Annotated in this window: 14 protein-coding genes; 10 read left to right on the top strand and 4 right to left on the bottom strand. The window is 48.0% G+C overall.

Translation table 11 applies throughout. The annotated features are described in order from the left end of the window. Positions 1-41: 41 nt before the first annotated feature. The 6 genes from ACLTOH_RS09270 (at position 42) to ACLTOH_RS09245 (ending at position 9,258) form a co-directional block, all read left to right on the top strand. The gene (locus ACLTOH_RS09270) at positions 42-2,855 is read left to right on the top strand and encodes a glycoside hydrolase family 3 C-terminal domain-containing protein (RefSeq protein ID WP_412223991.1); all 2,814 of its coding nucleotides are present in this window, start codon (positions 42-44) and stop codon (positions 2,853-2,855) included. Positions 2,856-3,141: 286 nt separating this feature from the next. Continuing rightward, the gene (locus ACLTOH_RS09265) at positions 3,142-4,500 is read left to right on the top strand and encodes an SLC13 family permease (RefSeq protein WP_412223989.1); all 1,359 of its coding nucleotides are present in this window, start codon (positions 3,142-3,144) and stop codon (positions 4,498-4,500) included. 67 nt (positions 4,501-4,567) lie between these two features. Continuing rightward, positions 4,568-5,167 carry an AAA family ATPase gene (locus tag ACLTOH_RS09260; RefSeq protein WP_227733167.1) on the top strand — a complete coding sequence of 200 codons (600 nt, stop codon included), beginning with the start codon at positions 4,568-4,570 and terminating at the stop codon, positions 5,165-5,167. A gap of 234 nt (positions 5,168-5,401) precedes the next feature. Further along, entirely contained in the window at positions 5,402-6,955 is a 1,554-nt protein-coding gene (locus tag ACLTOH_RS09255; RefSeq protein ID WP_412223987.1) for an LCP family protein, read from the top strand. A 15-nt stretch (positions 6,956-6,970) separates the two neighbouring features. Next, the gene (locus tag ACLTOH_RS09250) at positions 6,971-8,332 is read left to right on the top strand and encodes a CapA family protein (protein WP_412223986.1); all 1,362 of its coding nucleotides are present in this window, start codon (positions 6,971-6,973) and stop codon (positions 8,330-8,332) included. A 38-nt stretch (positions 8,333-8,370) separates the two neighbouring features. After that, positions 8,371-9,258 carry an AraC family transcriptional regulator gene (locus tag ACLTOH_RS09245; RefSeq protein ID WP_022313554.1) on the top strand — a complete coding sequence of 296 codons (888 nt, stop codon included), beginning with the start codon at positions 8,371-8,373 and terminating at the stop codon, positions 9,256-9,258. 59 nt (positions 9,259-9,317) lie between these two features. Here ACLTOH_RS09245 and ACLTOH_RS09240 read toward each other — a convergent pair whose 3' ends face one another. The 3 genes from ACLTOH_RS09240 to ACLTOH_RS09230 all read right to left on the bottom strand — a co-directional run bounded on the left by ACLTOH_RS09240 (position 9,318) and on the right by ACLTOH_RS09230 (position 13,166). After that, entirely contained in the window at positions 9,318-11,414 is a 2,097-nt protein-coding gene (locus tag ACLTOH_RS09240) for a methyl-accepting chemotaxis protein (protein WP_022313555.1), read from the bottom strand. After that, complete coding sequence (locus tag ACLTOH_RS09235) at positions 11,411-12,331, bottom strand: alpha/beta hydrolase (protein ID WP_412223985.1); 921 nt, start codon at positions 12,329-12,331, stop codon at positions 11,411-11,413. The genes ACLTOH_RS09240 and ACLTOH_RS09235 overlap by 4 nt, the downstream gene beginning before the upstream one ends. A gap of 253 nt (positions 12,332-12,584) precedes the next feature. Next, positions 12,585-13,166 carry a tyrosine-type recombinase/integrase gene (locus ACLTOH_RS09230; RefSeq protein ID WP_227064009.1) on the bottom strand — a complete coding sequence of 194 codons (582 nt, stop codon included), beginning with the start codon at positions 13,164-13,166 and terminating at the stop codon, positions 12,585-12,587. Between the two features lie 115 nt (positions 13,167-13,281). Between ACLTOH_RS09230 and ACLTOH_RS09225 the strand changes: the two genes are divergently transcribed. Both ACLTOH_RS09225 and ACLTOH_RS09220 read left to right on the top strand, forming a co-directional pair. Beyond that, the gene (locus ACLTOH_RS09225; RefSeq protein ID WP_022313558.1) at positions 13,282-13,551 is read left to right on the top strand and encodes a carbon storage regulator; all 270 of its coding nucleotides are present in this window, start codon (positions 13,282-13,284) and stop codon (positions 13,549-13,551) included. A 180-nt stretch (positions 13,552-13,731) separates the two neighbouring features. Further along, positions 13,732-15,162 carry a flagellin gene (locus ACLTOH_RS09220; RefSeq protein WP_412223984.1) on the top strand — a complete coding sequence of 477 codons (1,431 nt, stop codon included), beginning with the start codon at positions 13,732-13,734 and terminating at the stop codon, positions 15,160-15,162. Between the two features lie 239 nt (positions 15,163-15,401). On the opposite strand, the gene ACLTOH_RS09215 is transcribed toward ACLTOH_RS09220, so the two are convergent. Continuing rightward, positions 15,402-16,445 (bottom strand): hypothetical protein, encoded by a 1,044-nt coding sequence (locus ACLTOH_RS09215; RefSeq protein WP_227064011.1) that lies wholly within the window; start codon positions 16,443-16,445, stop codon positions 15,402-15,404. A 305-nt stretch (positions 16,446-16,750) separates the two neighbouring features. Between ACLTOH_RS09215 and ACLTOH_RS09210 the strand changes: the two genes are divergently transcribed. Beyond that, positions 16,751-18,424 (top strand): M3 family oligoendopeptidase, encoded by a 1,674-nt coding sequence (locus tag ACLTOH_RS09210; RefSeq protein WP_412223982.1) that lies wholly within the window; start codon positions 16,751-16,753, stop codon positions 18,422-18,424. Positions 18,425-18,500: 76 nt separating this feature from the next. After that, entirely contained in the window at positions 18,501-20,141 is a 1,641-nt protein-coding gene (locus ACLTOH_RS09205) for a peptidylprolyl isomerase (RefSeq protein ID WP_337763437.1), read from the top strand. The last annotated feature ends 63 nt before the right edge of the window (positions 20,142-20,204 follow it).

Raw genomic sequence — 20,204 nt, 5'->3', positions numbered from 1 at the left:
TACAGAAATATAGATATAACAGGAAGGGAGCAAACAGATATATGAAATATACATTGGATTATGAGAAATATGCGGAACTGGCAAGACGTGTGGCGGCGGAGGGAAGCGTACTGCTTCGAAATGAAGACGGTGTGCTGCCTCTGCAAAAAGGGCAGAGGGTGTCGATCTTCGGCAGAACCCAGTTCGAGCATTATAAGAGCGGTACGGGTTCCGGAGGTATGGTCAATGCTCCATATGTGACCAATATTACAGACAGTCTCAAGGAAGACGGCACCGTACAGGTGAATGAGGTACTGGAGGCACAGTACCGGGAATGGCTGAAGGATCATCCTTTTGATATAGGAGAGGGATGGGCTATGGAGCCCTGGAACCAGGAAGAAATGCCCGTCAGCGAAGAACTGGCGAGACAGGCGGCGGAACAGTCGGATCTGGCGCTTGTGGTTCTCGGCCGAACCGCAGGAGAAGACAAGGATAATAGTGCTGCGGAAGGCAGTTATCTGCTGACAGCTGCGGAGGAAGAAATTCTTCGTAATGTCTGCAATGCATTTGCCAGGACGATCGTTGTGCTGAATGTGGGTAATATCATGGATATGAAGTGGGTCGACCGGTATCAGCCACAGGCTGTGCTCTATGTATGGCAGGGCGGCCAGGAGGGCGGCAGAGCTACAGTAGATGTCCTGACAGGAAAAGTGAATCCCGGTGGTAAGCTCAGCGATACTATTGCGGAAGATATTGAGGATTATCCTTCCACGGAGAATTTCGGGGATCCGGTGGAGAATTTTTATACCGAGGACATCTATGTAGGTTATCGCTATTTTGAGACCTTTGCCAGAGACAAGGTAAAATATCCCTTTGGCTTTGGACTGTCCTATACCCGGTTCCAGACAGAAAGCATGGGACTGGCAGTGCAGGGTACCGAGGCAACTGTCATTGAGAAAGTGACAAATGTTGGCGGTATGTCCGGCAGAGAGACCATACAGGTCTATGTGGAGGCTCCTCAGGGAAAGCTGGGAAAGCCGCTGCGTCAGCTGGCAGCTTATGCCAAGACGGAAGAACTGAAGCCCGGAGCAAGTGAAGAACTGATCCTGAAAGCAGAACTGACGGAGCTTGCGTCCTATGATGACAGTGGTGTCACTGGACATAAATCCTGCTATGTATTGGAAGCAGGAGACTATATCTTCTATGTCGGTACCGATGTGCGGAGTGCAAGAGAAGTCGGAAGAGTGACATTAGCGGAGCTGCAGGTCGTACAAACCGTTACGGAAGCACTGGCTCCGGTGCAGGCATTTAAACGCTTACGACCGTTCTTCTTCGGAGAAAACAAGCATGCCATCGCCAACTGGGAGGATGTGCCCTTACGGACCATAGATCTGGCGGAACGTATTTTGCGGGAAAGACCCACCCAGAGCGAATATATGGGAGATCAGGGATGGAAGCTGGCAGATGTCTATGACAAAAAGATTACGTTGGAACAGTTCCTGACACAGCTGTCAGACGAAGATCTGATCTGCATGACCCGCGGAGAAGGCATGTGTTCTCCGAAAGTTACCCCCGGAACGGCAGCAGCTTTCGGCGGTGTGACGGATGGACTGCAGCAATTCGGTATTCCGGTGGCCTGCTGTTCTGATGGTCCTTCCGGCATCCGTATGGACTGCGGTACCATGGCCTATGCACTGCCGAACGGTACGTTGCTGGCATGTACCTTTGATCCGGAGTTGGTGGAAGAACTGTATGAGATGGAGGGCATGGAGCTTCGCAAGAACAAGATCGACAGTCTTTTGGGTCCCGGTATTAATATTCACAGGAATCCGTTGAACGGACGTAATTTTGAGTATTTTTCCGAAGATCCGTACCTCACCGGCACCATGGCGGCAGCACAGCTGAAAGGTATGGGAAAATACGGAGTTACCGGTACCATCAAGCATTTTGCATGTAATAATCAGGAATTCAAACGGCATGATGCCAATGCTATTGTATCCGAGAGGGCGTTGCGGGAGATTTATCTGAAAGGATTTGAGATCGCCGTAAAACAGGGCGGAGCCTACAGCATCATGTCCACCTATGGCCCGGTGAACGGACTGTGGACCGCAGGCAGCTATGATCTTCTGACAACCATTCTCCGTAAGGAATGGGGCTATCAGGGTATTGTCATGACCGACTGGTGGGCAAAGATCAATGAGGAAGGCGAATCCGGTTCCAAGAGTCAGACGGTACCTATGGTCCGGGCGCAGAATGATATTTACATGGTGACCGCAGACGCAGCATCCAATTCTAATAAGGACAACACTGCGGAAGGACTGGCAGACGGCAGGCTGACCAGAGCGCAGCTTATGCGGAATGCTGCAAACATCTGCTGCTTCCTGTTACGTTCCGTTGCCATGGAGAGGCTGCTTGGCAGAGAGGAAGAGGAGTGTACGGAGCTTCACAGTCCGGTAAGCACCGAAGGAGCCGGAGACAGCGGACAGGTGCTGGCCCGGCTGGAACTGCCGGAGCCGAAGACCGGCGAAGAGATTGAACTTCCGCTGGAGAAGCTGTCCACGAAGAAAGGTACCGGTGCGGTATACCAGCTGCGTTTCCCGAAGATCGGACGGTACGAACTGGTATTCCGGATGAGTTCCACGCTGGGTCCGCTGGCACAGTTACCGATTTCCGTATTCTTGAACAACACGTTGCAGCAAACTGTGACGATTAACGGCACGGAGGGCAAAGTGGTGGAACAGTCCGTCACGCTGGCAATCCGGCAAGACGGTGAGAAGTACATGAAATTGTATTTCGGAGAAAGCGGTATTGATATGCACCGGATGTTCTTGCGGTATGTGGGAAAGAACGATATCGAAAGCTTCCGGAATGAATAAATAACAGGATATGAAAAGGCTCTTGAAAGTGAGTACGCATGATACAAACTTTCGGGAGTCTTTTGTATTTTCAGCTGAGAAAACTTTAACGGAATATTTATGCATAGAAGCCAAAAGAAGAATTGACTTATGCCGATATTTCGGATAGAATCAAATCTTAAGCGTTCTAAATCGTGAGGTGCGAAATCCACTTAATTTCTCATAAAAAGGGGAAAATAAAAGGTGAAAGCAAGATTAAAAAACGCTTAACGAGATAAAATGATAAATTTACAAGGAGGCAGGGAAAGTGGTAGCACAAATACTTGCAGTAATCATATTTCTGGCGATGTTTGTACTGATCGTCCTGGAAGTATGGGAGAGACACATTATCACATTAGGCTGCGGCCTGCTGACACTGGTACTGGTATTCGGACTGGGAATGCACAGTATGAGCGCAGTGTTGGAGACTTTGAACTTAGGCAGCTTTTTCACAAGTCATTTCTGGTACACGGCGGGACAGTCCGCAGAGGCTTCCAGTGGTATCAACTGGGAGACCATCGTGTTCGTAGCAGGAATGATGATCATGGTAGAGGGAATGGCCCGGGTGGGATTCTTCCGCTGGCTGTGCATGCGCCTTGCCAAGATGGTCAAGTATAAGGTTGTACCGCTGTTTGTCACCTTTATGGTATTATCCGGTATTCTGGCAATGTTCATTGACAGTATTACCGTAATCCTGTTCCTGGCAGCCGTTACCATTGAATTGTCACAACTGTTGAAATTCAATCCGGTGCCTATGATTCTGGCAGAAGTGTTCTGTGCGAATCTGGGAGGATCCGCTACCATGTGCGGAGATCCCCCCAATATCATCATTGGTACTTCCCTGGGATATTCCTTCACGGATTTCCTGACCAATACCGGTGTGATCGCAGGCGTTTCCCTGGTTGTGGTCGTACTGTATTTCTATCTGGTATTCCACAAGGAACTGCGTGCCAGTGAGGCAGCTGCAGCAGGCAGCAACCAGACCTACCCGGATCCTTCCGAAGCCATTATCGATAAAAAAGGATTTATTATCAGCACTATTATTTTCCTGTGTGCGGTAGTTCTGCTGGTGACCCACGCACAAACCGGTCTGACCGTATCCTGTATTGGTGTATTCATTTCTATCGTGACTTTAATTGCAGCAGGCAAGGACGCACTGAAACTGATCAAACAGATCGATTACAAGACCCTGTTGTTCTTCATCGGACTGTTCATGGTAGTGGGTGGCCTGGAGCAGACCGGCATCCTGAAAGTTATGGCGAATTTCATCGGAGACATCAGCAACGGCAATCTGATGCTGATGATCGCTATTATCCTGTGGATCTCTGCGATTGCCAGTGCCTTCGTGGATAATATTCCTTTTGCCGCTACCATGATCCCTATTATCAGCAGTCTGTCCGCTGCCCAGGGTGTGGACCTGTCCATTCTGGCATGGGCACTGGCTATGGGAACCGATATTGGAGGAAGCGCAACTCCCATCGGAGCTTCTGCCAACGTAGTAGGTATCGCCACCGCAGCGAAAGCCGGTCATATGATTAAGTGGGGAAAATATTGCAAAGTTATGGCACCTGCGACTATAATAGTAGTAGGGATCTCTATGCTGATGATCTATGCAAGATATCTGTAAGATGTATTTGCAGAATACGAGTTTAAAAAATTTTGGAAATACATCTAGCCATAAGGAGGGCAGATCAATGAGTGAACAACTGATTATCTCCGTCAGCCGTGAATACGGCAGCGGCGGACATGAGATCGCACAGAAGCTGGCAGAGTATTACAAACTGCCGATGTACGATCACAACCTGTTAGATGAGGTGGCTGCAAGCATGAATGTAAGCAGCAAGGAGCTGGCTGAGTTCGACGAAAAGAGACGTAATAAATTCCTGTACCGCAGTGTAATGGGAATGAACAGTTCTCCGGCAGACAATGTGGCCAGAATGCAGTTCGATTACATTAAGAAAAAAGCAGAGGCAGGAGAATCCTTCGTGATCGTAGGACGTTGTTCCGAAATCGTGCTGAAGGACAATCCGCACCTGATCTCTATCTTCGTATTGGGAGACAGAGAGGCCAAGATCGAACGTGTTATGCGGATCTATGAGTTGGATGCCCGTCATGCGGAAGAGCGCATGATCGAGAAGGACCGTCGCAGAAAGTCTTACCACAATAGTCATTGTAAGGTAAAATGGGGCGATTCCCGTAATTACGATCTGTCTATCAACAGCAGCAAGCTGGGCGTAGAAGAGACGGTGGAATCTCTGAAAAATTACATAGACGCAAGAGTTGCTCATAAATAGAGCAGACATAAGTCAACAAAAATACAGAGACCATCTGAGGAAAGCATACGAAAGAAAATCGTGTAGCTGCCGCAGATGGTCTTTCTTGTTGTCGTTTCTTAAGAAATACCGGATAACATTTAAACAAATTTTAAGGATTTCTGTCGTGACGAATACAGCAGATTATGGTATTATCCTAGAAGATGAATAGGAATAAAAGCGTGCAAAATCAGGTACGTGGAAGTGAGGTACAGGATGAGCGATAAGGAAAGAGACTCCATTCAGGAGATGGAAGATATACAAAAGGGTCTGGAAGCCTTTTTACAACAGGAGATGCAGGAAATGCAGGCATCCGGGGCGGGAGCCCGCCGCAGTACGGGGCGCCTGGTGGCGAATGCGGGGACACACTCTGCGGAGCGTGAGGCAGCCCGCCCGGCTCCGCAGATGTATGATATGAGGGAAGATGACGAGGAAGAGGAGGAACTGGATGTGATCGGATCCGACAGAAGAGCAGGATCCCGTGAGGACTATGCAGAGGACTGGGATGATCCCACATACCGCAGGAGACAGGCAGCCCGCAGAGAGACGGCACGTAAGACTTCAGAGAGTCGTAACGGTGGCGGCCGTAGCAGTAACGCTGATCACCGCAGACAGGAGACCTCAGGCAGAACCCGCCGCAGCAGACGGGATGACTATGTAGAGGACTATGAGGACGATTATAACGATAGAAAACGCTCCGGAAGAAGATCCGGGAAGCGTGAGGAGATAGACACGAAAGCGGATAAAAGGAACAGAAAAGGAAATAAAAAGGTCGCTAAGGGCGGCAGGAAGAAGAAAAAGTCAGGACTTAAGCGTTTCCTGATCGCAGCGGCGCTGATCCTTGTATTCCTGGCAGCAGGATTGTATGTGCTGGTAGGAAAGGTCTACGGAGAGATGAACTATGAGAAGATCGAGTCGGTAGCGTCCTCTCCCATGAAGGAAGAAGGCGTGACCAATATTCTGCTGATCGGTAACGATTCCCGTGAAAACGGTGAAGACGGCAGATCAGATGCCATGATCCTGCTGTCCATCAGCAACAAGACGAAGAAGATCTACATGACATCCCTGCTCCGTGATATGTATGTGGACATTCCGGGACATAAGGGGAATCGTCTGAATGCGGCATATTCCTATGGCGGCGCAGAACTGCTGATGGAGACTATTGAGCAGAATTTCGATATTCATATCAGCCGCTATGTACTGGTGAACTTTGAAGCATTTGCCAATCTGGTGGATGCAGTGGGCGGTGTGGATCTTGAGCTGACCAGCAAGGAAGTGGAATATGTCAATGGTTATCTGGTGGAATACAACATTCTGCTGGGAAGACCGGAAGGTACCGATTATTTTGAAGATACTTCCGGCGGTATGGTACACCTGAACGGACCGCAGGCACTGGCGTATTGCAGAAACCGTTATATCGGTACGGATTTCGGCAGAACCGAGAGGCAGAGAAAGGTATTGGCAGAGGTGATCCACAAGCTTCCGCAGGGAATGCTGACCAATCCCCAGGAGCTGATCGATGGTCTGATGCCGAATCTGACCACGAATCTGACCCAGACAGAATGCTATCGGCTGAGCCTTATGGCACCTAAGGCCGTGACTTACGATATTATCCAGAACAGCATTCCACTGGAGGGCACCTATAAGGATGCGACCATCCGTAAGATGGCAGTGCTGGAAGTGGATTTCGAAGCCAACAAGAAATTCCTGCAGGAGAATCTGTACGGAGACGGAGACATTATTTCCACATCGGAGGCTTCTGCGGAATGATATTATAATTGACGTATGAGAGTCAATGTGCTTGCAGGATTGACGAACGGCGAATGGGATCATGATAGTTGCGAAGCAACGGTAAGCACCAAAGATGCGGATCATGCTACGATAATGAGGGAGCAGCTTATGGGGTATCGAAAACAAAGGTTTGCAGCACTGTTCTGTGCAGCGGCAGTCATAATGCTTGGCGGATGTGGTGATGATCTGACCCAGCAGGTCTACATTCCGGGAAGGGAAGATCTGGCGCAGCCCATCGGCGGTTACAATGCAACTACGCAGGCTGGGCAGACGGCAGAAGATTCTGCTACGGGGGCACAGACAGGGACGGCTTCCGGTGGAGAGAACGCAACAACATCGGGATCTTGCGATGACTCCGATGGTTTGACGGGTGAACGTTATACGATCACCATCTCCGCAGCAGGGGATGTAACGTTGGGAAATCATCAGGAACAAGACTACAGTGCCTCCTTCCGTCAGGCCTATGATCAGGCGGAGGACGAAGGTTATTTCTTTGAAAATGTGAGAGACATCTTTGCGGCGGACGATATGACCATCGTGAATCTGGAAGGGCCTCTGACTACATCGGAACAGATGCGGGAGGGACAGACCTACTGCATCAAAGGGGATCCAGCCTATGCTCATCTGCTGACGCTGGGGAGCATTGAGGCCGTCAGCTTCGCCAACAATCACCGCCTGGATTATGGCGAACAGGGAAGCCGGGATACTGTGGTGGCATTAGAGCAGGAAGGGATCATTTATGCTTATGATAAAAATGTGGGTATCTATGAGATCCCGGACAGTGCGGCAGCCCACGGCGGAGAGCGGAACCTGAAAATAGGAATAATCTCTGTCAATGAGGTAGAGTGGGGCGCACAGGCGGAAAAGCTGATCCAGAACAATATCGAGACCCTGCGGGAACAGAATGTGGACCTGATCCTGGCCTGTTGTCACTGGGGGATCGAGAAAGATACTTATCCGGAGAATTACCAACAGGTACTTGGCAGAAAATGCATTGACTGGGGTGTGGATCTGGTCATTGGTCATCATCCCCACGTCCTTCAGGGAATCGAAGAATATAAGGGCAGATATATCATCTATAGCCTGGCGAATTTCTGCTTCGGAGCGAACCGGAACCCGGCAGATAAGGATACCATGATCTTCCAGCAGACCTTTACATTCGAAAACGGACAGAAGGTGGAGGACCGGAATGCCAGGATCATTCCCTGCATGGTGAGTTCTGTGTCCACCCGGAATGATTTTAAGCCTACTCCGGCAGCAGGTGAGGATAAGAAGAGAATTTTGCAGCGTATGAATGAATACAGCCGGGATTTCGGTGTCGAATTTGATGAAAACGGCGGGATTCTCGTGAATTAGATGAGAGAGCGGCAACGCAGAAGGGAAACGGTCCGATCATGGAAAAAGCATTTAAACTGGATTTTGTCAATGATAAAACAGGAAGTCTGTATGTGAACTGCTGCGGATGCTCCCAGACGGCACCGCTGCACAGCTTCGGACCGGCCTCCAAGCCACATTACCTGATCCACTATGTCCTGAGTGGTAAGGGACATTTCCGGTTTCACGACAAGGAATACCGGCTGGAGGCGGGCTACGGTTTTTTGATCCAGCCCAATGAACTGGCTTTTTATCAGGCGGATGCGAAGGATCCCTGGAGTTATCTGTGGGTGGGATTTGCCGGAAGCCGGGCAGAAGAATATTTACACAGCATGGGACTATCAGACAGACATCCTATTTTTTCATGTGATAAATCAGAGGAACTGTATTCCATTGTCCGGGATATGATGGAGCATAATACCTTTGGCATTGCGGATGATCTGCGGCGGAACGGACTGCTGGGAGTATTTCTGTCGGTGATCGCCGACAGTGCCGGTGTGGTGGCAAGAGAGGAAGAGGATAAGGGGAACCAGTATGTGAAAAAAGCGGTTTCCTTTATCCAGAGCAACTACTGTAACCCCATCAAGGTCACGGATGTGGCGGACTATGTGTGTATCAACCGCAGCTATTTATATACGCTGTTCCAGAACTATCTGGGGATGTCTCCCCAGCAGTTCCTTACTACCTTCCGTATTACCAAGGCGAGAGAGCTTCTGGACTCCACGAATTATCCTATCGAGAGTATTGCATTGTCCTGCGGATACAGCGATGCCCTGGTATTTACCAAGGCCTTTCACGCTATGAAGGGAATGTCCCCTTCGAAGTACCGCAAGGAAAGCCACAAGGAGAGCACAAAAGAACAGCTCCAGGAGGTCGAGGGCCTGATCGCCCGGCTCCTGAAGCCATAGATGAAACTATAAAACCAAACAAGAAAGGGTGTCGCACAGCGGCACCCTTTTGTATTTGACTATTTCTTACTTTCCAGATTTTTCTCTACATACTCCAGAATATAGAAATTATCCTCCGGCATCTGGCAGCCTACGATGAACAGACCGTTATCATCGGAGCAGCGGATGATACGTCCTTCCAGCACATTGTGATCCGGGAGAGCGAAATCATGGATAGTGACAGTGATCGAGGCATTCTTGCTCTGGGTGAAGATATTGTCTGTCGCCAGGAAAGCAAAGCCGTTGGCACTGATATTATCCATGGTGGCCGCATATTCCGTATCAGAATTTTTGAACTTGATGGTGCAGGCATTGTTCAGATCCATACGGGGGTATTTACGGCGGTTATTGATCCTGGGTCTGGTATTAATGATGATTTTGAAGGCATGAGCACCCTTTTCAGGAGCGGGAGAGATGACTGCCTTGTCCCAACAATACAGGATGTTGCCTGCGGTGATCTGTAAGGTACAGGAAGCGGTATCTGTGAGTGCTAGCTCCTTCTGACAGGATACCAGCAGACCCTCCGGAATCTGTTCGATCAGTTCTCCAAGGTATTCCGTATCTCCCTGGCCGGCTACTTTCAGATCGATCTTCATACCTGGCTGAATATCTTCGATACCCATGAAGCCGCCGATACCCAGATCACACATCATGTTCTCCATGACATCCTCGATGGTGTTGATATTGGAAGCGGTTTCTTCGTATTTACTGAGCATACGCTCACTGGTCTGGCTGGAGTGTGCAATACAGCCGGTGATAGTCTCCACGATGTTGGATACCTGTTCCATATTGGATACCAGCTGGGTATTGGAGCTTTCGACTTCTTTAATTGCGTTATCAACTACCTGAATATGTCTGCCGAGCTGTGCGGAATCAGATGCGATCTGATTTACATTTTCACCGGTATGTGTTACCTTTTCCAGGGTAACCTGAATCAGCTTCAAGGTCTCTTCAATGGAAGCGGTCATCTTAGCGGAAGTAGCATCCAGACGGGACAGAGCTTCTCTGATCTGTCCGGAGGAAGCGTGGGTTTCAGTACTTAAGGTACGGATCTGATCAGCTACCACTGCGAAGCCCTTGCCTGCTTCACCGGCTCTGGCAGCTTCAATGGAAGCGTTTAAGGCCAGCAGGTTCGTCTGATTTGTAATTTTTTCGATGGTACCGGTCTCCTGCTTCACCATGCCAAATTCCTGCTGGAAATTCTGCAGGACATTTTCCAGCTCCGTAGAAAGCTCTGACATCGTGGTGGCAGTGCTTACCAAACTTTGCAGATCTTTTGCACTGACACTGGAATGGGATTCGGTTTTCCCGACCAGAGATACCATTTCGCTGATGAGTGCCACAACATTTTCCACCTGGGCACGGATGTCGGAAGTCATCTGTGTGGAAGAGGTCGTCCGATCCTGCAGCATATGGTTATTATCCGTCAATTCATTCATACCCAGCATGACCATATCGGAACCGTGCTTGTTCTCAGAAGCCAGTTCTCTGACAACGGTAATGCCGTCCAGAATGGTATTGCTGGATGTCTTGACCTGTTCTACGGTGGTCACCACTCTGTGAAGGTCGGCTTTGATACTGTCGGTCATGGCACCGTCGGACTCGTTCAGATGGCGGATGGACATGACATAGCAGATGTAACACAGGATGATACAGGACAGCTGCAGCTGGTAATTCTTCATATCGGAAGCACTGTTAAAGCCCAGCATGTAGCGGTAGACGGCAGCGCCCACAATGATCAGAGAGTTGACGATACCGCAGTTGATCATGAATTTCCGGTTCTTATACAGGACCAGTAAGCTTGTCACCGGAAGGATGTAAGTGAATGCGATGGGTGACGCTGTGGTACAGATTACAAAGGTATAGAAGATGCCGTAACCGATGACCAGATCGTAGCGGTAGAGCTCCGTTGCCCAGCCCTTTACACGTAACAGCACTTCGCCGAAGATCAGAGGCAGCCAGCACAATGCCAGGAAAATAAGGTAAGAAGTGGTGGGATATAATCCCCCGGACGCATCGGAGCCATAGTTGGCACTCAGTAAAACAGCAAAAACGATCCAGATCTTGCGGGCTTTCCGATTAGCTTTTTCTTTGAAAACATTTTCGTCGTATGTCATGATACACATCCTCCTTTACATTCTTCCCCGGTATGTTCAAAAAAGTGAATCAAATGGTGGATCACTTCCCTGCTTTCCGGAAGCTCTGGGTAAAAAGCGCTGAACGCATGGGTCAGGCGGGGATCCTTCGGGTAGTTGATCAGTTTATGGGGCATCTGATGTCTGCGCAGAGCCTTTTCAAAATTCAGAGTATAGCTCTGAAGATTATCGTTGTCACTGGTGATCAGGAGACTGGGTGGCAGGCTGGTCACGATGTCCGGGTGCTCCGGAGATACATAGGGGGCAAAAGCACTTTTTTTATAATGCCGGCCGTAGAGATATCTGGGGAGGAAAAGTCCGATCTGATCCAGGCGGTTCGTATAGAACATACCGCTGACCAGACCAAGTGCCCGGACTGGCAGGTCAGAAGGGGTTACTCCGGCAGCCTGTGCCAGTGCAGTGCTTCGCTGCATGGCGATTCCATAAGTCAGCAGACAGGCACCGCCGCTGTCGCCGCAGGCATATATGTGGGAAATGTCACCGCCGTATTCCGTCAGATGATCCCGGATAAAATCCAGTGCCAGATGCAGGTCTGCCAGTTGGTCATAGAAGAGACAGTCCGGTATCAGCCGGTACTCAATGCTGAATACCAGATACCCCGCCTCACAAAGGGAGGCACAAAAGGGACGGTTGAACTCCTTGTTCCCTATGAGGAGGCCTCCGCCATGTACGTTGACGATGACCGGGAGAATCTCTCCGTCCCGTCCCCTGGGACGGTAGACATCCAGACGACGTGCCGGAACATGCTTCTCGTCATAGAAAATATCCGATTGTAGGAAAACATCTTCCGGAAGAGGATATTCTTTACCCCTGGAAGCGCAGCTTTGTTCGAATGCCGCCCGCTGCTTATAGAACATTTCACATATAAAGCTTTTCATGTGTACTCCTGATTCTGACTGTATATGTTTCAAAAAAGGAAAGTATTTGTCGAAAAATAGCGATATGCAGTCTTTAAAAGAATACCACAGAAATGAAAGGATTAAAATAGAAAAATGCAACATTCTATTATGGAATGTTGCATTTTGTCTTGCACTACATATTTCGGCTGACCATGTGAAAACTTTAGTCTTTTTTATAAAAATCGCTAATACGTTATTTCTATATCATTATAGCAATTATAAAGGCCGCATGTCATAGCTGTATGTCACGAAATACAGCATCTTTGTCATCCTGTTCAATCCCCAGATAATGTTTTGTGATCTGAAAAGAAGAATGATTGTAAATCTCCATCAGCAATGCGGGCGGAGTTCCCATTTTCCATGCATGGTAGCCGAAGGTCTTCCGCAGGGAATGGCACCGGATCACGTCTTCGATCCCTACGGCTTCAGCAGCCTTACGGACAATGCGGTAGGCCTGGTATCGGGAGAGCGGGGAATCAGCTTTTCTGGGACTGGGAAAGAGGTAGTCTGTGTCGGCTATGGAAGGCTGTGTTTTCCGGTAGGACAGTAATGTTTCCTGAAGTTCTCTGTTGATCAGGATTCTGGTTTCTTTTTCCGTTTTTTTCTCCGTGATCAGGAGATGGGTGTAAAAGCGGCTGTGTTCTGTGCAATAGACATCTCCCCAGGTGAGATGAAGGATGTCGTTGATGCGGAGAGCGGTGTTCAGACCGATCAGGATGAGAGTGTAATTCCTGGAGTTGGGCTGCTTGGTAAGGAAGTACTCCTTGAAATCGTGTAGAAGCTGTTTGCTGCGGATAGGTTGTGTCGTGCTCATAATGGCCTCCTTGATAGAATAAATGAATTAGGGAAATGCAACATTCCATAATAGAATGTTGCATCAGTGAGAAACAGCAGGCAAGGAAGGCTGAACAGAGCAAGGAGGTTATTATATGCTGCGTCTGACCGTTAGTCCGGAAGAATACCTGATGATCAATGACAATATCAAGATCGTGTTCCTGGGAGGAACTAAGAATCATCTTCGTATCATGATCGATGCACCGAGAGAGGTGAACATCGTGCGAAGCACGGTGCTGGAGAACCAGATCACAGATCCGGAGGAGAGAGCGAAGCTTCCCAAATATTATGCGGAAGAAGAGCACCCGGAGAAGTACCGCAAGAAGTCAAATGTGATCATCACAAAGGGAAATGCGGACAAATAATTTCATATGGTAATAACCGGAGGAAGAGCGGCTCTGTCAGGGCCCGACAGGGAAGCTCCTACTCCGGTTACTATAAAAACTAACAACAAGTATCTGGGAGAAAAGGATTTCTCAATAACAATACAGATACGCACACTGCCGCAAAAGGAATTGGGCAGTAATACAAGGAGGTAAATTATTATGGTAGTACAACACAATCTTACAGCTATGAACTCTAACAGAATGTTAGGTCTGACCACCGCTTCTCAGGCAAAATCCACCGAGAAACTGTCTTCCGGTTATAAGATCAACCGTGCAGCTGATGATGCAGCAGGCCTGTCCATCAGTGAGAAGATGAGAAAGCAGATCAGAGGTCTGACACAGGCTTCCCTGAATGCACAGGATGGTATCAGTGCAGTACAGACCGCTGAAGGTGCCCTGACCGAAGTACATGATATGCTGCAGAGAATGAATGAGCTGGCAGTTAAGGCTTCTAACGGAACTAACAGTGAAGATGACAGAAGCTATATCCAGAATGAAATTGATCAGTTAGTAACAGAAATTGATCGTGTGTCCACTACGACTAAGTTTAATGAAACTTATCTGTTACAGGGTAATGCAAGAGGTACTGTATCTGCTACTCCAGCGGATCAGACGGTTGATAGTAAATTAGCTGACGTGAAATTAAATGCTGCAGCAGGTTCTGAATTGGTAGCAGGAGATGTTGTTCTTGGTAAAGTAACAGCAGAAGTAGAGAATAATCAGGGTGGAGCTCTTATCGGCAATTTAAGTGGAAGTGTGCTGAATGCATTAAATGATGCTAAAGCTGGTAAAATTACCATTACCCAGCAGCAAGATGCTGGTAAGAATGTGGATCAGTATCAAGTTAAAGGTGGCGCAGACGGAACTACTGTTGTGGCCACTTTAACACAGGCACAGCTTAAAAAAATGGGTGTCAATATTACGGATGGAGGAGCTGGAGCTGCAGGTGAGATGGTGATTCAATTGAAATGGAATCAGACAGAGCAGAAGGATTTACAGGCAGGATTATCCATAGATGCAGCAGCCGATAAAGTTGCAGCTGATAAATTAAAGGCTTCGGGATTAAAAGTAGGAGACGAGGTAAAAGTCACAATTAAGGCTGAGCAGGATGCTACAACAGGGAATACTGTTACAAAATTGAAAGCTTATGATAATGCATATGTACCTGATGCATTAAATGTAAGTTTACATGTAGGAGCTGATTCATCTAACGATAATAAGATTGAGATGAGCATTGAATCCATGAGTTCAAAGAGCCTTGGACTGGTCGATGAAGATGGTAAGCTGCTGGTTGATGGAAAAGATAGTACCAATGCTGATAAGGCTATAGATACAATCGCTCAGGCTATCCAGAAGGTATCTACTCAGCGTTCCGCACTGGGTGCCGTTCAGAACCGTCTGGAGCACACCGTTAACAACCTCGACAACGTTGTAGAGAATACCACCAGCGCAGAGAGCCAGATCCGTGATACCGATATGGCTACTGAGATGGTTAAGTACTCCAACAACAACATCCTGTCTCAGGCAGGACAGGCTATGCTGGCTCAGGCGAACCAGTCCAACCAGGGCGTACTGTCTCTGTTACAGTAAGCTTAAGCTGAGATCAGGTTGTTTCCAAAGAGGAACGAACCATATCTGTAAGAGTTATGTAAGAACCAAAGGGCAGTCCATGACGGGCTGCCCTTTTTGGGTTCTTATAAGACCTTTTGATCATCCAAAGATTTCCTTTCCAATTCCTTCGAAAAATTATCATAGTAATCCATGGCTGCCTGTGTAGAAATAGAAAGCTCAGCATCATACTCAAAAAAGTTCATACCAATGTGCTCCTTTTACATAATTTTTTGTGCTTTTGAGAATTCATTTTCAAATTCCTTTGAAAATTTTTCGTAATAGTCAATGGCAGATTGTGTAGGGATTGATAGTAGAGTCTCTAACTTGTGGATTGCATCCTCTTTTGACAAGTTAAAGTCCTTACATGACCGAACAATTTCTTTTGCTCTGCCTTCCTCTACGCCATCCTTGTAAATAACTCTCTTTTCCGCCTCAGCATCATACTCAAAAAACACCATATCAATAACCTCCTTCTTATTCTCAAGCAAAAATTCTTTCAAAATATCCCTCCTGATACATACGTCCACGGCCTGAACGATGGCCTGCCGGTTTGGATACACCTTTGCCTGCTCACGGACTTCTGCGACAAACTGGGCGTACTCCTTTAAAATCTGGCAGGCATCCATCAGCTCAGAGTTGAACCCGAGATTGATATTGATTACCTGTACCTGTAATTCAAGCTGAGGAGTCTCTTCCTTATTCCGGTAGGCGCTGGACAGCTTCAGGGTGCTGTATTCCGGGAGAGGATCCGTCCCGTTATAAAACACTACGAAATGCGGAGTATCCAGCATCTGTAACTTGTTGGAATAAAGCAGGTCATCTGAGTTCATCTTTGAATATTCACTTGCCAGATACAGCAAAAAGCGATACGGCATATTGGGATTCAGGGTGGACTGGTGCTCAAAAAACCATAGATCAAAATCCACCACAAATGACAGGTCGTTCTGCAAGCTTAGGTAAACCGCATTTTCCAAAGTTGTAATATGCAGTAGCTCCGGATCTTCATAATGCGAGTGATTCAGCGCATTGTACAGCGAGAGCAGCTTCTCCTTGTCATGAAATATTTTCCGGAACACCAGATCCTTATAATTCCGCTTTCCGGAAGCCGGTATTGCCACAGCCACATTCCCCGGCGCAGCAGCTATCGCATTCCCATACGAAATTTCTTCCGCAACAAAATTTTTCCAGAATCTCGACACAGTATTCATCAAATACTCCTCCGAGAAATAGTTGCTGGTTATATTATTTTGTTTTAACTCCATAAATCTCCTTTCTGTTGCAAAATAAATGTAAAAATAAAACAAATATTTTCCATATAAAATAAATAATAAGGGAAACTTTGACCACTGACGGGTCTATAAGAATTTTTGAAAGAAGAAAAATTACTTCTAATACCACCATACCATAGGGATTCCTTATTGGCAAGTCTGAAAAATGTTACAAAAAGGCTACAAAAAATCCAGAAAAATGTTACAGAACGCTTCTAAAGTTTTACTTTCCCGGCATTTTGGGGTAAGATAAGCAGTATAGATTCCTAAGGACACAGAAAGAGAGGGTTACTATAATTATGAAATTTCAGGACATGCCTTACGAAAGAATAGATTTTGCCAAAGTGCAGGAAGAGATGGGAGAACTGATCCGGGAGCTGGATGCGGCGAAGAGCGGGGAGGAGCAGTTCGAGGTGCATCAGAAGTACTATGCGCTGACGGACCGTGTCATGACGCTGATGACCATTGCGAATATCCGCTTCGACATCGATACTTCCGATAAATTCTACGAGGAAGAGCATAAATACTACGATGAGCAGGGACCGGTATTCAGCAATCTGGTGCTGGCTTATCAGAAGAAATTATATGAATCCCCCTACAGAGCTTATCTGGAGGAGAAGATCGGTCCGGTAGCGTTCAAGAATATGGAGCTGGCACAGAAGTCCATGAGCGAGGCGTTGATCCCGCTGATGCAGGAGGAGAATTCCCTGACTATGGAGTATGATAAGCTCATCGCCGGTGCGAAGATCGACTTCGACGGCAGGGAACTGAATCTGTCCCTGTTACGGCCCTATCTGGTGAATTCCGACCGCAATGTCCGCAGACAGGCATGGGAGAAGATGAGCGCGTTTTTCCTGGAAAATGAGGAACAGCTGGATACCATCTACGATAAACTGGTGAAAAACCGTACCGCGCAGGCCAGAACCATGGGATATGAAAATTATCTGGAACTGGGCTATTACCGCATGAACCGCAACTGCTACGGCAAGGACGAGGTAGAAGCTTTCCGCAGGCAGATCAAGGAGTATTTCGTACCCTTTGCAGAGAAGCTGCATGACCGCAGAAGACAACGTCTGGGTCTGGAGAAGCTCAGCTATATTGACGAGCAGGTATATTTCAAGGATGGCAACCCGGCGCCCACCGGCACCCCGGAAGAGATCATGGCAGCAGGCCAGAAGATGTACCGGGAACTGTCCCCGGAGACTGCGGAATTCTTTGATTTCATGATGGAGAACCAACTGTTTGACGTATTGGGCCGCAAGACCAAGAAAGCTGGCGGTTACATGACTTATCTGCCTCTGTACCATGCACCGTTTATCTTCGCTAACTTTAACGGTACCAGCGGTGATGTGGACGTCATCACGCATGAGTGTGGTCATGCGTTTCAGGGGTATCTCGCTGCACAGGATCCTATCAGAGAGCATGCGGATATCGGCATGGAGACTGCAGAGATCCATTCCATGTCCATGGAATTTTTCACGGAAAAGTGGATGAACCTGTTCTTCGGCAACAGAGCGCAGGATTACGTGGAAATGCATCTGGAGGATGCGGCTGCGTTTATTCCTTACGGCTGTATGGTGGATGAGTTCCAGCATATCGTCTATGAGCACCCGGAGCTGACCCCGGCCGAGAGAAAGCAGGCATGGAGCCGTCTGGAGCGGGAGTACAAGCCCCACCTGGATTACGAGGGAGATCCTTTCTTCGGACAGGGAGGCTTCTGGCAGAAGCAGCTGCACATTTACGACTACCCTCTGTATTATATCGATTATTGTCTGGCACAGACCTGCGCACTACAGTACAAGGTGAAGATGGATGCCGATTTTACAGAGGCGTGGAAGAGCTATCTGAAGCTGTGCAGGCTGTCCGCCAGTGATTTTTACACTAATATGATCAAAGAAGTCGGACTGGACAGTCCTTTTGAGCCCGGATGTGTGAAAAATATCGTGGAAAAACTTGAAAAATATGTGAAATAGCTTTCTTTTTCCGCAGAAATACGGTAAAATAAGGAGTCATTGGGACTTAAGACACCAGGAAGGAGACATGTAAGCAATGTCTAAGAATGAAAAAGTTACAGAAAATAAAGAACAAACAGAACAGAAGGTCATGACCAAATATGACCGTAAGGTACAGAAGCGTAAAGAGGAGAAGGAAAAGGAGAAAAAGGAAGAGCGCATCAGCACGGCCATCGGCATCGTAGTGCTTGTGGCTCTGGTATGTCTGGTAGCATCTTTCCCCATCCGTACCTATCTGGCAACTCATGAGACCTATGTGGTGGTCAATGGAGAAGCTGTAAACAAGGTAGAGTTCGATTACCAATACAACCTGACCAAGAACAATTATATCACCCAGTACGGCAGCTATCTGACATACTTCGGACTGGATACCAGCAAGGATCTGTCCACCCAGATGTATTCCGATACTCTGACCTGGCAGGACTATTTTGAGCAGAATGCTGTAGAGAGCCTGAAGCAGAATAAGGCGCTGATGGCAGAAGCCAAAGCAGCCGGCTTCACCTACGATACCACGGATGAGTACAACACTTTCAAGGAGACCATCAAAACCTCCGCTGCATCCGCAGGCATCTCCGAGAAGGAATATGTACGTTCCATCTACGGAAGCTATGCAACCATGGGCCGTATCGAAGAATATGTGAAGAACGACATGGTAATGAACGCTTATTATCAGAAGCTGCAGGAGGATAATGCTCCCAGTGATGATGAGATTCAGAGCTATTATGAGGAAAATAAGGCAACCTACGATTCCGTAGACTATCGCCTGACGACCATTGAGGCAGAATTGCCTACAGAACCTACCGAACTGGCAGATCCCGTAGAGGAGACTGCTGCAACCACCGATACCACTGCAACAGACGGAACGGCAGCTACAGATGCAACAGCTTCCGACAGCACCGATACCGCTTACCAGCCTTCCGATGCTGAGATCGCCAAGGCAATGGAAGATGCGAAGGTACTGGCAGATGATGCGGAGAAGACCGTGGCAAAAGACGGCGAAGCACACGAGAATGAGAAGAAGTCTTCCGTGAACTACCTGATCTCCGACTGGCTGTTTGATGATGCCAGAAAGGCAGGAGATACCACCGTCATTACTAACGACAACAGCCATTGCTACTATGCCGTGGCATTTGAGAAGAGATATCTGGATGAGACTCCTTCCGCAGATGTACGTGTGATCATTCCCACCGAGGATAAGACCGGTGAAGAGATCCTGGAGGAGTGGAAGAGCGGTGCAGCTACCGAGGACAGCTTCGCAGAATTGTGCAAGAAGTATACACAGGATACTTCTGCAGTAGAAAACGGCGGTCTGTTCGAGCAGGTGACCAAGACCGGTATGACAGAGGAGCTGAGCAACTGGATCTTCGACAACAGCCGTCAGGCAGGAGATACCGTAGCCATCACTGTCAGTGACACCACCTATGTACTTTACTACATCGGACAGGATCAGCCCGAGTGGAAGATCAACATCAAGAATACGCTGGTATCCGATACAATGAGTCAGCATATGCAGGATATTACCGCAGATGTAACAGTAGAGGATCCCAAAGGTAAACTGAATTACCTGAAGGTGCAGGCAGAGGAATCCGCAGCCGCTGAGACCGCGGCCGCAGAGACCCAGGAGATCACCGAGGAGCAGACTGCTGCTACCGAAGAGACCGCAACACAGGCACAGTAAAGCTTGCTCAGGAACAGAACATAGACAACAGACAAGTACCTGTTTCACTGCACAAGCAGAAGA

Source organism: Waltera sp., from assembly GCF_046969025.1.
GTDB lineage: Bacteria > Bacillota > Clostridia > Lachnospirales > Lachnospiraceae > Acetatifactor > Acetatifactor acetigignens.
The sequence above is the reverse complement of the archived record's forward strand: the minus strand, read 5'-3'. Positions and strand labels throughout refer to the sequence as shown.